We start from the raw sequence: 15,540 nt of genomic DNA, 5'->3' as shown, positions 1-15,540 counted from the left end.
TCTTTACACTTGCATTGTAATATAAATCCAGTTATTTTTGTGAATTAAATCACATGATAGTTTAAAAATAGGGAATCCCCTTATTCAATCACTAATGGGATTCCCTATACATTTATTCAATTTATTAGAATGGTGGCGTACCTAGTACTTCTTCGTCAAAACTTTCCGGTATTAGTACTTTTCTCATGATAACTCCCAAATCTCCATCGTTACTCTCGTGCTCACCGTATATTTCATAACCACGTTTTTTATAAATATCTAGTAGCCAAGGGTGTAAACGTGCAGATGTACCAAGCGTCACTGCTGGTGCTTTAAGCGTGTCTCTTAAATAAGTCTCCTCAACATATTTTAACAATTTACTTCCAATACCTTTACCATCATATGACGGCTTCGTAGCGAACCACCAAACAAATGGATATATTGAGATACGACGTTTTCCTTCCCAAGGATAACGCACCGTAAGCGTTGAAATTATTTCATGATCATCTTCTAGTACAAACATCGTGCTTGTTTTAATATTCTTTTTAACTAATTCAACATTCGCATTAACTGATGGCCAATCTATACCTAATTCCCTTAACGGAGTAAAAGATTCATACATCAATTTTTGTAATGCCTCGGCGTCAGATTCCACAGCAACTCTTATATTATATTCAGACATTTTGTCACTCCTTCTCATTTATAGCTTATTCATTCATGGATAACATCCCTAAAAAATCATAAACCATTTACAATCATATCAATACAATATGGCTTCTTAATTATTGAGTCAATTATTATGTTTTAAAAACTAAAAAAAGCACAATCACAAAAAAATTATGATCATGCTTGTTACTATTTTGAATACCATTAATTATGTAAGCTATTTCGTTTACCATTTAAATACGCATAAACTAGACCAACGAAAATACCTCCACCAATATAATTACCTATAAAGGCGAACACAATATTTTTTAATACGTGTAACCATGCGATTCCATCAAAATCATAAAACACCATACCTGCGTATAGCCCTGCATTAAATACAACGTGCTCATAACCCATAAATACAAAGACGATGACTCCACTAGCAATGAAAAATGCTTTAGTTAGACCGTCTTTAAATTGAATTGATAAATAAATACCAATATTAATAAAGAAATTACAAAATATGGCTTTACCTAAAATGCCATACCATGTGGCATCTACCGTCTTACCATTCACAAGTTTCGTTAAGCTTGCAACCATGTCTGAAGTCATGATTGGCGTGAATTTCATTAAAGCAAATAAGAAAAATCCACCTATTATATTAAATAGAAAACATACCATCATAATACCCAACGCTTTATTCATACCGATAACTTTATAATACCAACCAACTGTTAAAAACATAAAGTTACTCGTTAATAATTCTGAATGTGACAGTACAATTAAAACTAAGGCTAAACTAAATGAAATAGCTCCCATTAAATTTATTAAACCTTCATTTGCACCTGCAAATTGTGTTTTTATAGCTAGCATAAATACAGTAACGATTGCTAGTAAGAATCCTGACATAATTGATTTAAGCGCATAACGACCAGGTGTCTTATCAAACAAAACTTCCTTCATTTGTACTTGATTATTAATATTATCAATCGTTTCTCTCGACATGTAAGTGTCCTTAATGGATTTATTATTATCTACCAAGAAATATGCCCCCTTTTTTATTTTAAAAAAATGATGATTTATCTATACCAATGATGTTATTATATTAGTTTCATTTGATATTTAATAGTCAAAAAATAAGTTTTTTAATTTTGAAATTTAATATATTGCGCATTAGCTTAAAATAACGTAAACTTTACTTGTACTAAAAACAAACACAAGTAAAACCTAAAGGAGGCCTATACTTGAATACACAATTCTCTGTTTCAATCCATATTCTCTCTCTGTTAGCTATAAAAAATGAACCTGTTTCAAGTCAATATATCGCTGACAGTATTAATAGTAATGCCACCTTAGTGAGAAAATTATGTCGTTATTTAAGAGACGGTAATTTTATACAGAGTAGCCAAGGTATTGCCGGTTACAGTTTATCTTGTTCATCCCATGATATTAAACTCGGTGATTTATATAAGCTTATTTTTGCTGACACAACCCATTTCGCCAAAATTCATGGTCACACTAACACAGATTGTCCTGTTGGAAAAAATATAACGCCTGCACTTGATGAAATATATAGTGATGTTGACGAAACGATTATAAAGAAACTTAACGCCTATACAATTAAAAGTGTCATTGATCGCTTTTAAATAAATAGCGCTTGATTAGCATACTATGTACTTAATTTTCATTAAGTATAAACAAGCTAATCAAGCGTTTTATTTTTGTGAAGGAATATAGAAATGAGCGTTCTTATAATGGTATATCAGATGCGAACAATCAAATGGGATGCCAGTTGTTGTATAAAATACTTGTTCATAATTTAAGCAAGGATCGCCCTCATCCAATTCTAATAATTCAGCTTCTTCTTCTTCCAATTTATCTACATTAAAATAAATATCTGAAAACCCAATCTTCACTTTTAAGTTTTGTTCTAAATATTTAAAAATAGACTTTTCTGCTATAGATTCATTTAAAAATAGCACGATATCTTTATTAAAATACGACTGCTCGAAACAAAATATTTCACCATCTACATAAACAATACGCTCTAAAACATAGACTAATGTATCTTTCTCTAACTTTAATTTTTGTCGAACGCTTTCTGGTGAAATGACTTCCTCAACGCGCAATACCTTGTTAGTTACATTTAGTCCTTTAAATTCATCACTAAAACCGCCAGTTGAAAAGAGATTAAGATATCCATCTCTTTTTTTATTACGCACATAGATACCACTACCGCGTGCTTGATAAATATTCCCTTGTTTTTCTAATATTTCCAAAGCTTTAATAATCGTGCTTTTACTCACATTATATTTTATTTTTAATGCCTCAACACTTGGTAATTTATCCCCTGCTTGAAATTGACCACTTTCTATATATTCATTCATTTGTTGAGCAATTTGTTCATACTTGAGCATATACTTACCCCTTTTATATTAAAATTCACCCAATTATAACATGAATGCCAATTTAAACTATCGAACTTTTTATTTGTAAGGGCCTTTACAAATTATACCGGTACAATTAGAATGTAAGAAACGATTACACAAATCGTGTTGATTAACTTATTAAAGGGGTTGGGAAATGTGGCAGACAAAAATAAAGTACTCGCACAAAGTATATTAGAGGCAGTTGGAGGCGAAGCAAACCTTGTCAATAGCACGCACTGTGCAACCAGATTACGATTAGTATTAAAAAGATCTATTCCAAATGCTAAGAAAAAAGTATCGGAAATAGATGGTGTCGTGACTGTTGTGGAAAATAATGGTCAATTTCAAGTTGTCATAGGAAATAACGTCGGTGAAGTATTTAAATTTTTTGAAGCTTTAACAAGTAAACAACCATCCGATGATAATGAACCATCTGAAAATAAAGGGTCAATACTTAACCGTGTCATCGCGACGATGTCTGCAGTGTTCGCACCATTTATTTACATTTTAGCTGCTGCTGGTATATTACAAGGTTTATTAATAATCATAAAACTGATTATTCCATCCTTTGAAAACACAGGCACTTATGAAGTTTTTAATTTCATGTCCTGGGCTCCTTTCACATTCTTACCAATATTCATCGCAATTACTGCTTCACGCCATTTTAATGTAAATACTTATATTGCAATTGCTTGTACTGCAGCATTGGTGAGTCCTGATTTAACAGGAATGGTAGAAAGAATACAAAGCGGAGAAACAATTAAATTATTTGGCATGCCTCTTACAGAGACAAGTTACACTTCATCTGTATTGCCACCCCTTTTCTTAGTTTGGATATTATCCTATGTTGAAAAATACTTAAACAAATGGATACACGATGTAGTAAAACCTTTATTCACACCATTTTTAAGTATCGTCATTATGGTTCCTGTTACGTTACTCGTTATTGGACCAATCACTACCCTCGGAGCACATGGTATTGCTGCTGGCTTTAATTTTCTAGTTGAAGTTGCACCATGGTTAGCAGGCGCACTTATTGGAGGTTTGTGGCAAATATTTGTAATCTTCGGTGTACATTGGGGAATCACTCCTATGGTTTTAGCAAATTTTGAACAACATCAAAGTGATTCTTTCCAAGCATTCCAAACAATTGCCGTAATTTCACAAATGGGAGCTGTTATCGGCGTATTAATAAAATCTAAAAGAACAGAAATTAAACGCGTCGCTTCTTCAGCTGCTGTTACTGGCATTTTTGGTATTACAGAACCCTCAATATACGGTATTAATTTACGCTTTAAAAAGCCCTTTATCATAGCATGTATTAGTGGTGCTCTAGGTGCATTTGTTGCAAGTTTCTTTAATCCTAAATATTATGCATATGCTGGCCTACCTGGTCCTATAACAATTATTAACGGATATAGTCCCGACAATCCTTCATCTATATGGGGCATTGTAATAGGATCAATAATTGCTATCATTTTACCTATTATATTAATTCAATTTTTAGGTTATGGTCATGATACGACAGAAGAAGTAGAAGACACAGAAATTAATTCAAGTACTGACCCTCAAACTAATTCAACAAATAATAATCTTGAAACACTTATTCATAGTCCATTAAATGGACAAGTCATTCCATTACCTGAAGTTGATGATCCTATTTTTGCTGAAGGTATGATGGGTCAAGGTATTGCTATAAAACCTCAGGATAATACAATTTATTCACCAATTGAAGGTACCGTAAGTATGATTGCTAACAGTAAACATGCAGTAGGAATTACTTCTCCTAATGGTGTAGAAATATTAATACATGTTGGTTTAGAAACTGTTCAGTTAAATGGAGAAGGATTTGAACTATTTGTTAATGAAAATGATGCAGTCAAGCAAGGTAAACCTTTAATAAGTTTCAATCAAAAATGGCTTGAATCAAATGGGTACGATACTGTAATTCCAATCATTGTCACTAATTCAGCTGAATTTAGTGAAGTAATTACTACAGATGCAGTACAAGTTTCGCAAAATGATGCATTACTAACAATTATAAATAAATAATAAGAATAAAGGAGTATATAATAATGACTAAATTACCAGAAGACTTTTTATGGGGTGGCGCTCTTGCTGCCAATCAATTTGAAGGTGGTTACGATAAAGACGGAAAAGGCTTAAGTGTTATTGATGTAATGACTAATGGAGAACATGGCAAGCCTCGTGAAATCACGCAAGATGTAGACCCAAATAAATATTATCCAAATCATGTAGGTATAGATTTTTATAATCGTTATAAAGAAGACATCGCATTATTTAATGAAATGGGATTAAATTGTTTACGTACGTCAATCGCTTGGTCTCGTATCTTTCCTAATGGAGATGAAACAGAACCTAATGAAGCAGGACTACAATTTTACGATAATATTTTTGATGAATTGTTAAAATATGGTATTGAGCCAGTGATTACTTTATCTCATTTTGAAATGCCTTTACATTTAGCACGCGAATATGGCGGTTTTAGAAATAGAAAAGTAGCAGATTTTTTTGCTCAATTTGCAGAAACTGTATTCAAGCGTTATAAGGATAAAGTTAAATATTGGATGACTTTTAATGAAATTAATAACCAAATGGATATAGATAATCCGATTTTCTTATGGACAAACTCAGGCGTCCTTATCGAAGAAGATGAAAACTCAGAAGAAGTACTGTATCAAGTCGCTCATAATGAATTAATCGCGAGTGCAAAAGCTGTAAAAATAGGTAGAGCAATTAACCCTGATTTTGAAATAGGATTAATGATTTCTCATGTAGCAATATATCCTTATTCTTGTAATCCAGAAGATATGATGGAATCCGTAAAAGCAAATCGTTTACGTTTCTTCTTCCCAGATGTCCAAGTTCGAGGCTACTACCCTAGCTATGCAAATAAAATGTTAGAACAAAAAAATTATGATATTGGTTGGCAAGAAGGAGATGACAAAATTTTATCAGAAGGTAAAGTTGATTATATTGGTTTTAGCTACTATATGTCTACCGCTGTTAAACACGATGCAAAATCATATACTGGAGAAAATGTTACCAATGGTGGGTTAGCGAATTCTGTCGATAATCCTCATATTCAGCAAAGTGACTGGGGTTGGGCCATTGACCCTACAGGGCTACGCTATACTTTGAACATATTATATGACCGTTACCAAATACCACTTTTCATCGTTGAAAATGGCTTTGGTGCTGTAGATGAAATTGATGAAAACGGTGAAATTCATGATACGTATCGTATCGATTATTTAAAAGCACATATTAATGCAGCAATCACAGCAGTTGACGAAGATGGAGTGGATTTAACGGGCTATACACCATGGGGTATTATAGATATTATTTCTTTCACTACAGGAGAGATGAAAAAACGTTATGGTCTAATTTATGTCGATAGAGATAACCAAGGTAATGGCACTTTAGAACGTAGAAAGAAAGATTCTTTTGATTGGTATCGTAATGTTATTGAAACAAATGGTGAATCATTAAGTTAGTGATAAAGACAGTAATTTTCACTGATTCCTGTGATAATAGTACTAGTCATCGACTAATACTTTTGACTCTAACCTAAGTTAACTATTATGAAGAATATTGATTTACTTAAGTATACGCAAATAGAACTGACGACAAAGCCAAAGACTTTGTCGTCAGTATGAAGAGTAGTACAGAACTCTAATTAGAGCAATTAGAGTTCTGTACTACTCTCTTTTTATATAAAATATTAGTTTTTATACTTACTTAACACATGTAATCCATAAGCAAAGATGCCATATCCTGTTAATGTACGTATAAACCATTTAAATGTAGTATGACTCAAACTTTTTTCATTTAAAAATAACGCCGGTACTAGCGTACTCACCGAATATAGTCCAAGTACTTTAACATAACGTTTATTCAATACACTCACCTCTTTTCATATACTATTATATCGAAAAGAGGCTTAGAATAAACAGGTGATTTTCAACATCTTATTGACTATTCTTATAATTTTGTTAATAGTGTCTCTAAATTATCAAAAGTACTATTCATACCTTCTTCTACACCCATGTCCAACAATTGTTGTGCTGCTTTAGGATCTGGCAATTCTGCTATAGATTTAATCGTAGTTAAACCGTCACTCTTTTCTTCTATATGAATGATGTTATGCATACCTGCCATTTTTTCATCAATATTACCATCTTTGTCTGCAAAGTAATCATAGTAATCAATGAGTATAGGTTTCTTCACTTCATTATAATTAGTCACAGTATAGCTTGTACCTTGAGGCGCACGTATAGCAAAAAATGCATGTCCACCAGTCTGAACATTAAATTGAAATACTTCAGTCTTTGCACCTTGTGGATGAAACCATTGTTCAAATAAAGCACGGTCAGTATAAGCTTTAAATATATTTTGTGCAGTTGTGTTAAAATCTCTCGTAAAAATTATTTTATTTTCCTTAACTTGAACTGTCATTTACGATTCTCCTTCATTCATAATTACATATGATGTTATCTTTTTTACTTTAGCATTTTTGCTATGGCTTTCAAATTCAAAGAAGTCTGCAAAATAAACTGAATCTCCATTTTGAGCAATTTGAGTGCCATGAACTGCGCCTAATTTGCCATGAGAAATATTATGCGTTACTTCCAATGATGCAATGTCGAATTTATGTTCGTTAATTTCATCATAAAACGCTTCAAAACCATGTAATTCAAAAGCGCCAGGAACCTCCCATATAAAATCTTCTGTGACAGCTTCAAATAATTGTGCTTTATCTACTAATATTGAGCCTATTAAAAAATCTAACATTACTTTTCTTTTAGGTGCATTATCACAATTTAAATCTCCCGTTAATTTAAATGGTAAGTCTGACTCGGTTTCATTATTAAAATTCAAGTTGATATCTATTAACGCTTCATGAAGTATTTCAATCGCTTTAGGTCCAATACCATGAATGCCTAATAGTGCTGTACGCTCATACTGTGCTACTTTTTCCAAAGTTGTTATCCCTATATTATTAAGTGCTTGTGTTGCAGGTCTTCCAATTTTCGGCAATTCTGTTGACATGTTATCTCCCCCTATCTTAGTATCACTATACCCATTTCATTGTTTCATTATTTATCAATAAGCATTAATTATAACTCACTAACTTTTATCGTAAGGTAGTTGACAAATTTTACAATTTAAACTACCTTATATTATAAGATAGTGAAAAGAGGGATGATATGTCAATTTCAAATCAAATGATGAAAGGATTATTAGATGGGGCCATATTGGGACTGATTTCTCAGGGTGAAACATATGGTTATGAAATTCTAGATAAATTAAAATCTCAACAATTCCCTGAAATTAGCGATGGCAGTATATATCCAGTATTATTACGACTAAATAAAAATGGTTATGTCACTACAATAACTAAAAAATCGGATACTGGCGGACCAAAACGTAAGTATTATTTATTAACTGAAGACGGTAAAAAAGAATTAGCAAATTTTAAAAGTAAGTGGAACTACTTAAATAATGGGATGAATAATTTAATGAGGAGTGTTGACGTTGTTGACTAAAAAAGCTGAAGATTTTTTACTTAAATTAAGAACCGAATTATTATTTCGTGGCAAGAACGAAGATGAAGTTAATGCGATTGAAGAAGAATTACGTGATCATATTACAATCGCTGAAGAAAACAATGATAATATCAATAATTTACTAAACACGCCTATTAAAGATTATGCTGATAACTTTTCTAAAGAATTGAGTTTAACTAAAGGTATTCATAAATACATACTTTACATTATTTCATTTATGATTGTAATGACAACTGTTCCAAGAATGCTGGATAATTCATTCCAGTTAAGCTTATCGTTAATATTCTATATTTTGTTCATCTTTATTGGTTCTTTTGTATTGGTATTGTTTGTAGTAAAAAAAGTAATTATGAGATGGGGCGATAGTAAGAAAACATATGTTGCTGCTTTCGTTATTGCATCTGTTATTTTCGGAATTTACTTACTGTGTGAATTCGTGTTACGTAACAATCCATTATTTGTTTTTTGGTCACCCAATCAAACTACTAACTTTATAATGGGACTAATACTTTTATTAATAACAACGATTACTTGTTTTGTAATAAAACAAAAATATTTTGCTTTTTTAATATTAATCTTATGTCTCCCAGACCTTATTGGAAAAATATTTACTGGTGGAGATCATACAAACTATAATTTCGTACTGATTACTAGTATCGGTACTATAATGCTTCTCTGGAGTGTTAGTATTTATATATTCTTTAAATATTGGCGTGAGAGAAAAGAAAAGAGTCATTAATCTATATAAAAATAGCTACTAGATACCTATATTAGGTTATCTAGTAGCTATTTTTTTAATAAGCGTTAAATTTTAAACATTTATGTTTCTTAGTCTTCTAAAGCAAATTCTATACTAGCTTGGAATTTCACATCTTTACCAACCATTACGCCGCCTGTTTCCAATTTTTGGTTAAATGACATGCCGTATTTTTCGCGATTGATTGTACCATTTACAATGAAGCCTGCAGTTGTTGCACCATTTAATGGATTTTTACTTGAACCTTCATAAGAAGCATCAAAAGTTTCTTCTTCAGTTACATCTTTAATTGTTAAATTACCCGTTACTGATTTTTCATCTACTGAAGTAATTTCAAATTTTACATCTGGATAATTTTCAGAATCAAAGAAATCTCCACTACGTAAATGACCATCACGGTCTGCTACGTTTGTATCAATTGAGTCAGCTTTAATTACAGCTGTACCTTTAAGAGATTTTAAATCATTAATGTCGCCTTCTAAATTTACATCGAAATCTTTAAATTTACCTTTAACGTTAGAAATCATTAAGTGCTTCACTGAAAATTCTACTACTGAATGTGCTGGATCAAAATTAAATGTTGTCATAAAAAACATACCTCCAAAGTATTATTAGTTTATTTGATACACTTAGTATACCAGATATATTTATTATACCAAGCGAAAAGTTTGCACTTTTCATCTACTTTAATTTCATTCCCTCAATTCACTTTTTTATTCAATTTAAATTTAAAAAGTAATTTGACTTACAGTAAATTTCAATATTAATGCGCTAGCATCTCTGCTTTAATTTCTTTACTACTTAACGCTTTAGGATAATATGTCGGCCAATTATCTAATTCTTTCATCACTTTTTCTTTATCATTACCTATAAATATATGATAGTGATGTGCTTTCTTAGGTGCAATATTATGGTCACTAAATTGGACGTACTTAGGTAAATCTTTATCTCCATTACCCTCTAATTTAAATGTATATCTTACACCTCTATTGCCTTTTTCATATTTCAAAATATCTTTGCCATCATACTTATATTTACCTGACGCTTTTTTGCCGTTCTTCTCAAACATAATTGAGTCACTTGTGATATTGATATTATCTATATCTGTTTTATAACCCTTTTCGTAATACGCTTTATATTCTTTTGCTGTCATTGAATCATCTTCTTCAGCTTTATGCTTCATCACATCATCTAATGATCCATCTTTCAAATATGGATATACTGATTGCCAATCACCTTTATAATCAGCTAATGGTCTATCTTTAACTTGATTATCTTTAAAGTAACCCTCTGAAATTGCTTTTTCATGTTTGCCTTGCTGTTTATCATCATTTACTTTGATATCGTTACTTAAAGCTTTATCAATATTTTTTATATTTTTATCCATAAGGGATTGATAGGTTAAATCCTCATCCTGTTGTTGTTCTTTATTAAGTGATTCCATATTATAAAATTTTAATGGCTTAGCCTTTGTTTCTTTACGAATTGTATCTGTAACTTTATTTGAAACATTATCTTCATATAAAATATATTTTGCTCCTGAATCATTAATTTCATTAACTATTTCTGTTAAAGCTTTTTGAGATGGGTCTTCTGCATTCATGTTTTGAACACCTTTTTGTACAAAACCATATCTTTCAGATAAATAACCCATTGATTCGTGAGAAATAAACACAACATTACCTTGTTCATCTTTTGTAACATCTTTCATTTTGTCATCTATTTTTTTCAGTTCTTTATCTAGTTTTTTATAATTTTCTTCATAATCTTTTTTGTGTTTTGGATCTTTTTTAATTAATTCATCTTTGATTTCTTTAGCAAAAGTTTGATTGAATTTAGGATCTAACCAAACATGCGGATCATATCCTCCGTGATGATGTCCCTCGTGCTCATGCCCCTCTTCTTCTTCGTGACTATGTTGATCTGTAAGTAGTTGGGATTTGTCTAATTTATCTTCTAGCGATAATTTTTTATCTTCATCTTTTATCGTTGATGCCACTTTTTTAGCAACAGGGTCTAGGTTGTCCCCTGTGTATAAGAACAAATCTGATTTACTCGCATTAATTATGTCTTTTTGAGTTGGTTCATAGCTATGTAAGTCTGTGCCTGCTGGATAAATTGATTCTACTGAAACATGTTCTCCTCCAATTTCTTTAGCAAATGATTTTAGCGGAAAAACTGTTGTATTAATTTTTATTTTATTTTTGTCACCTTCACTTTCTTTTTCATTCGTATCACCTTTGCCACATCCTGCTATGACAATTGCAAATGTAATGACCAAAGATATTATGTATAGTGTTTTTTTCATTCTACATCCTCCTACAAATAGTAATGCTTACGATTTAAAATTATAAACTCCCTTCGACCAAAACGCAACACTAAATAATAATGATTACGATTTATTTCGTGTAAAAGAAAAGCCTAAAGTACATTGTTATTACAATTTTTTGTACTTTAGACCTATTAGTTACTCGTTTTTCTCTATTAATTTTTTATAATTGTCGTAATCATACGGATCTTCCACTTTTTCTCCACCTATATAAACTGTAGGTGCAGTATCAATATTTTTATCTTCAGCTTGTTCTTTATCTTTCTGAGCTGCTTTCCATGATTTACTATCTTCAGTTTTATAATCTTTTTTAATTTTTTCTTTTTGTTTACTGTCGATACTTAATTTATCAATTTGTTTATCAACTAGTGACTTAGTTATCCATTCTTTTTCAGCATCGCCTTGTTGTTCAAACATTAATTTTTGAAAATCTAAATATTGCTTCGGTGCAATTTGCTGTACTGCATGACCAGCTCTCGATCCAATAATCGAATCATCACCAAGAAAAGCCATATTCACAAATTCATAATCCACTTTATCTTTATCTATATAATCTTTTTTAAGTTTAGGCATAATATTACTTTCTACTTTTTTACAATAGGAACATTTAAAATCACCATATTCTATAATTTTAATTTTCCCATTGGCATTTTGCTTGTCATCTTTATGTGCATCCTCATCACTTGAGCAAGCAGTTATTAATAACATAGTAGCTATCAAACCTAAACATAGCCATAATTTTTTCATATGCTTTCAAAAACACCTCAATTTTAGATATCAATAAATAAAATTATTCTTTAATATCCATATTTTCTTCTTTATAATCAGGTTCATGTTTGTGTGTATATGCTTTCGAATTAAAATCTTTTAAATGTTTTGCTTTATCGTCTTCAAATTTATAAGTATAATAATGTACTTCTTCGTCTTCTTTAAAAGGCTTATAAGCAAGCATGACATATTTACCCTTTTCATAAACGTATATATTCGCATTCTTTTTGTCGAATTTTTCTTCAAGGTCACCTTTTTGTTTTTCAGATAAGTTCTCTTGATATGTTTGTTGTTTATTTACTGCTTTATCTATTTTATCGGCATACTTCCCACTACTACAGCCTGCTACAATAATCATCGATATAGCGATCATGATCAATAACTTTTTCATTATTTGGCACACTCCTAAATCCAGTTTAACTATTCATGAATCACCTTTAAAATATACTTCTTCCATAAATATTATCATACAATGAACAACTTAAATGTTCTAGAGTGATTTTAAATTCATTCTTTTTAAATATTTTATTTTTACGAATAAAAATTCGGCTCGACAATTTATGTCAGGCCGAATTTATTGTTAATCTGCTAAGTGCATTTTAATTGCTAATGCACCATAATTTAATTCGTCAGTTTGCGAATATATTTGATATATGGCTGCTAATTTTTGAGAAAGCTGTTCTTCCTCTTTAGCACCAATTTCTTTATTTGTATAATGATTAATCAATGCTTGAAATGAAGGGAAACCCACCGTTTCTGTGACGACTACATTGACTTGTTCATCCGTCTCGAGATTTGTAAAAATAATGGTATCTCCATTTTGTACTTCTTGTCTTTTTTCATCATTTAATCTTACTTCGATTGTTTTTGTCCCTTTTTAACTAGATGAAATGGCTCATTATTTAATTTCATCGAATGTTCTATGATACATACACTCCTTTCTTGTATTTATGTTTAAAAATATCACAATTACAAATGTAATTACAGTGTTGTCTATAGCGCTTCGTAACATTAATCTATTATAATTCTTTTTGTTCTGCTCGTATCTTGCGTTGACTTTTCAGCATAAACACACTGAGTAAACTAATAATAGAAATAATAACTGCAAACCAAAATGCGCCATGATACCCACTTAATAAAGCTTCATGTTGTATTTGAGCTGCCATCTCTTGTTTTCCAATACCTTTATAATTACTCATATCAGGTGTGAAGTTTTTAGAAACTTGGGTCATCACTGTAATTAAGCCAGCTGTACCAATAGAAGCTGAAATTTGTTGCACTGTATTCGTCATTGATGAACCATGTGCATTCATCTCACGTGATAACTGGTTCATTGTATGTGTCATTAATGGCATCAATCCCAATGCAATACCTATCATGCGAATTGCATATACCGTTGCAAGAATTGCTGGTGAAGTCTGTTCGTCCATTATTACAAAATAAGAAGTCGTTATTACAACAATGGACATGCCAATTAATGCTAATATTTTAGCACCATACTTCTCATATAAAAATCCTGAAGCTACTGACATTATACCCATTACAATCGCACCAGGTAATAATATAAGCCCAGATTGAAGCGCTGAGTCTTTCATTATATTTTGCACGAACATTGGTAATATTGTTTCAGATCCAATCATTGATATCATTGTAAATGCCATAATTATAATACCTACAGTCAAATTGACTGTTTTTGAATACTGAAAAATCTAGTAATGGCGTTTTTAATTTTGTTTGGCGGATAATGAAAGCTGTTACTAAGATAAGTCCGCCTATTACAGTTGTTAAAACTACTGGATCATTCCAACCATCACGTGAAATCGAACTTGTACCATAGAGTAAACCACCAAATCCTAGTATGGATAATATGATGGATAATACGTCAACTGGTACTTTTCTATTCGTACCCACGTTTTTCACAAACTTAAGTGCTCCGATGAATGTTAATGCTGCGATTGGTGCAACAACAAAGAAAAGTGAACGCCAATCAAAGTATTCAACAAGTACACCTGATAACGTTGGCCCTATGGCTGGTGCTAAACCAATTACTAAACCAAATGTCCCCATGTACTTACCACGCTCATGAGGTTCAAAGATGTCTAATATTGTAGTCATCATCAGCGGTAACATAATTCCAGATCCTAGAGCTTGAACAATTCTTCCCCCTAATAAAATTGAAAAATTAGAGCTAAATCCTGCAATTATAGTACCTATAAAAAATATAAATATTGCTGTTAAAAATACTTTCCTAGTTGAAAATCGTTGAATCACCATCGCTGATAATGGGACAACTACGCCATTAGTCAATAGAAAGGCTGTTGTGAGCCATTGCACTTGTGTGTAATCTATTTGAAAATCTTTCATTATACTTGGTAATGCTGTTGTTAATAACGTTTCATTTAAAAGTCCAAAGAAACCGCCAAGCAACATCATTAATATCATTAATATTTTGGCTTTTTGATTCATATTCTGTCTCCTGTTTTCCTATTAGTCTATCAACCATAAAATAGCTGCATTTATGCATTATACATATATTTCAACGACATCACATTAAATAAACTTAAAAACATTGCAAATCGTCGTAATTATTTTTTTATGCACAACCCCTATCTTTAAATCGTAATAATTACTATTTACAAAATATTTATGATACTTCATAATACACATAGATAAAGGAGGTCATATTTTATGAAATTAGATGTACAAACAGCACGTCGTAACTTAAATAGTCCTAATATAAAGACACGAAAACGTGCGCGCAAGATTATTCAGCAACACAAACGTAATAAATAATATTTCTACTTAAATACGTTAATTTTAAATTATAGTGACAGCTTAAATTCCCTCCAAAATGGTGTTTGTCAATTTCTATTAAATTATGCGGATTTTCTACATAAATTAATTCTCATATAACTGTGTGATAATGATGCATAAGAAGACGGACAGAAATCTAATTTTTCTAACAAAATTTCGTCGTCTCACCCCAGCACTGCCAACTAGAAAAATCGAGACTGAGACATGTGATATGTCTCAGTCTCT

General features: G+C 31.3%; 17 protein-coding genes and 1 pseudogene. 6 read left to right on the top strand and 12 right to left on the bottom strand.

Going from position 1 to position 15,540, the window contains the following annotated elements; translation table 11 throughout:
- Positions 1-124 precede the first annotated feature (124 nt).
- A complete protein-coding gene (locus tag SOJ_RS03945) occupies positions 125-661 on the bottom strand; it encodes a GNAT family N-acetyltransferase (protein WP_002506798.1) in 537 nt (178 codons plus the stop codon).
- Between the two features lie 188 nt (positions 662-849).
- Positions 850-1,668 carry a formate/nitrite transporter family protein gene (locus SOJ_RS03940; protein WP_002506797.1) on the bottom strand — a complete coding sequence of 273 codons (819 nt, stop codon included), beginning with the start codon at positions 1,666-1,668 and terminating at the stop codon, positions 850-852.
- Between the two features lie 203 nt (positions 1,669-1,871).
- Between SOJ_RS03940 and SOJ_RS03935 the strand changes: the two genes are divergently transcribed.
- On the top strand, positions 1,872-2,273 hold the full coding sequence (locus SOJ_RS03935) for an Rrf2 family transcriptional regulator (RefSeq protein ID WP_002506796.1): 402 nt from the start codon (positions 1,872-1,874) through the stop codon (positions 2,271-2,273).
- A gap of 69 nt (positions 2,274-2,342) precedes the next feature.
- Here SOJ_RS03935 and SOJ_RS03930 read toward each other — a convergent pair whose 3' ends face one another.
- Positions 2,343-3,044 carry a GntR family transcriptional regulator gene (locus SOJ_RS03930; RefSeq protein WP_002506795.1) on the bottom strand — a complete coding sequence of 234 codons (702 nt, stop codon included), beginning with the start codon at positions 3,042-3,044 and terminating at the stop codon, positions 2,343-2,345.
- Positions 3,045-3,212: 168 nt separating this feature from the next.
- Here SOJ_RS03930 and SOJ_RS03925 point away from each other — a divergent pair, with 168 nt between their 5' ends.
- Positions 3,213-5,108, top strand: coding sequence for a beta-glucoside-specific PTS transporter subunit IIABC (locus SOJ_RS03925; RefSeq protein ID WP_002506794.1), 1,896 nt, complete (start codon positions 3,213-3,215; stop codon positions 5,106-5,108).
- 23 nt (positions 5,109-5,131) lie between these two features.
- Positions 5,132-6,574: a 6-phospho-beta-glucosidase gene (locus SOJ_RS03920; protein WP_002506793.1), complete on the top strand. Its 1,443-nt coding sequence runs from the start codon at positions 5,132-5,134 to the stop codon at positions 6,572-6,574.
- Between the two features lie 227 nt (positions 6,575-6,801).
- Here SOJ_RS03920 and SOJ_RS14550 read toward each other — a convergent pair whose 3' ends face one another.
- From SOJ_RS14550 to SOJ_RS03905, 3 genes are all read right to left on the bottom strand, one after another.
- Positions 6,802-6,978: a hypothetical protein gene (locus SOJ_RS14550; protein WP_002506792.1), complete on the bottom strand. Its 177-nt coding sequence runs from the start codon at positions 6,976-6,978 to the stop codon at positions 6,802-6,804.
- 83 nt (positions 6,979-7,061) lie between these two features.
- Complete coding sequence (locus SOJ_RS03910; RefSeq protein ID WP_002506791.1) at positions 7,062-7,535, bottom strand: SRPBCC family protein; 474 nt, start codon at positions 7,533-7,535, stop codon at positions 7,062-7,064.
- Entirely contained in the window at positions 7,536-8,129 is a 594-nt protein-coding gene (locus SOJ_RS03905) for a DNA-binding protein (protein ID WP_002506790.1), read from the bottom strand.
- 158 nt (positions 8,130-8,287) lie between these two features.
- Between SOJ_RS03905 and SOJ_RS03900 the strand changes: the two genes are divergently transcribed.
- A complete protein-coding gene (locus tag SOJ_RS03900; RefSeq protein WP_002506789.1) occupies positions 8,288-8,626 on the top strand; it encodes a PadR family transcriptional regulator in 339 nt (112 codons plus the stop codon).
- Entirely contained in the window at positions 8,607-9,386 is a 780-nt protein-coding gene (locus SOJ_RS03895; protein WP_002511497.1) for a hypothetical protein, read from the top strand. The genes SOJ_RS03900 and SOJ_RS03895 overlap by 20 nt, the downstream gene beginning before the upstream one ends.
- Positions 9,387-9,475: 89 nt before the next feature.
- Here the strand turns inward: SOJ_RS03895 and SOJ_RS03890 are convergent, their stop codons facing one another.
- From SOJ_RS03890 to SOJ_RS03870, 6 genes and pseudogenes are all read right to left on the bottom strand, one after another.
- On the bottom strand, positions 9,476-9,991 hold the full coding sequence (locus SOJ_RS03890; protein ID WP_002506787.1) for a YceI family protein: 516 nt from the start codon (positions 9,989-9,991) through the stop codon (positions 9,476-9,478).
- A gap of 176 nt (positions 9,992-10,167) precedes the next feature.
- The gene (gene adcA / locus SOJ_RS03885) at positions 10,168-11,712 is read right to left on the bottom strand and encodes a zinc ABC transporter substrate-binding lipoprotein AdcA (protein WP_002506786.1); all 1,545 of its coding nucleotides are present in this window, start codon (positions 11,710-11,712) and stop codon (positions 10,168-10,170) included.
- A gap of 159 nt (positions 11,713-11,871) precedes the next feature.
- Positions 11,872-12,480: a DsbA family protein gene (locus SOJ_RS03880; protein ID WP_002506785.1), complete on the bottom strand. Its 609-nt coding sequence runs from the start codon at positions 12,478-12,480 to the stop codon at positions 11,872-11,874.
- Between the two features lie 43 nt (positions 12,481-12,523).
- Positions 12,524-12,892: a cystatin-like fold lipoprotein gene (locus tag SOJ_RS03875; RefSeq protein ID WP_002506784.1), complete on the bottom strand. Its 369-nt coding sequence runs from the start codon at positions 12,890-12,892 to the stop codon at positions 12,524-12,526.
- 189 nt (positions 12,893-13,081) lie between these two features.
- Positions 13,082-13,363, bottom strand: coding sequence for an ASCH domain-containing protein (locus SOJ_RS14170; protein ID WP_317134771.1), 282 nt, complete (start codon positions 13,361-13,363; stop codon positions 13,082-13,084).
- Positions 13,364-13,520: 157 nt separating this feature from the next.
- Positions 13,521-14,967, bottom strand: a pseudogene (locus tag SOJ_RS03870) (MDR family MFS transporter).
- Between the two features lie 222 nt (positions 14,968-15,189).
- Here SOJ_RS03870 and SOJ_RS14345 point away from each other — a divergent pair.
- Complete coding sequence (locus SOJ_RS14345; protein ID WP_002511503.1) at positions 15,190-15,294, top strand: putative metal homeostasis protein; 105 nt, start codon at positions 15,190-15,192, stop codon at positions 15,292-15,294.
- The last annotated feature ends 246 nt before the right edge of the window (positions 15,295-15,540 follow it).

The sequence above is a fragment of the Staphylococcus sp. OJ82 genome, assembly GCF_000294465.1.
Taxonomy (GTDB): domain Bacteria; phylum Bacillota; class Bacilli; order Staphylococcales; family Staphylococcaceae; genus Staphylococcus; species Staphylococcus equorum.
Note: the sequence above shows the minus strand (reverse complement) of the source record. Positions and strands in the feature narration are given on the sequence as shown.

Excerpts from the sequence above, each read along its gene's own strand:
- SOJ_RS03910 (WP_002506791.1), bottom strand. The coding sequence starts at position 7,535 with ATGACAGTTCAAGTTAAGGAAAATAAAATAATTTTTACGAGAGATTTT.
- SOJ_RS03880 (WP_002506785.1), bottom strand. The coding sequence starts at position 12,480 with ATGAAAAAATTATGGCTATGTTTAGGTTTGATAGCTACTATGTTATTA.
- SOJ_RS03930 (WP_002506795.1), bottom strand. The coding sequence starts at position 3,044 with ATGCTCAAGTATGAACAAATTGCTCAACAAATGAATGAATATATAGAA.
- SOJ_RS03905 (WP_002506790.1), bottom strand. The coding sequence starts at position 8,129 with ATGTCAACAGAATTGCCGAAAATTGGAAGACCTGCAACACAAGCACTT.
- SOJ_RS03920 (WP_002506793.1), top strand. The coding sequence starts at position 5,132 with ATGACTAAATTACCAGAAGACTTTTTATGGGGTGGCGCTCTTGCTGCC.
- adcA (WP_002506786.1), bottom strand. The coding sequence starts at position 11,712 with ATGAAAAAAACACTATACATAATATCTTTGGTCATTACATTTGCAATT.
- SOJ_RS14345 (WP_002511503.1), top strand. The coding sequence starts at position 15,190 with ATGAAATTAGATGTACAAACAGCACGTCGTAACTTAAATAGTCCTAAT.
- SOJ_RS03945 (WP_002506798.1), bottom strand. The coding sequence starts at position 661 with ATGTCTGAATATAATATAAGAGTTGCTGTGGAATCTGACGCCGAGGCA.
- SOJ_RS03900 (WP_002506789.1), top strand. The coding sequence starts at position 8,288 with ATGTCAATTTCAAATCAAATGATGAAAGGATTATTAGATGGGGCCATA.
- SOJ_RS03890 (WP_002506787.1), bottom strand. The coding sequence starts at position 9,991 with ATGACAACATTTAATTTTGATCCAGCACATTCAGTAGTAGAATTTTCA.
- SOJ_RS03875 (WP_002506784.1), bottom strand. The coding sequence starts at position 12,892 with ATGAAAAAGTTATTGATCATGATCGCTATATCGATGATTATTGTAGCA.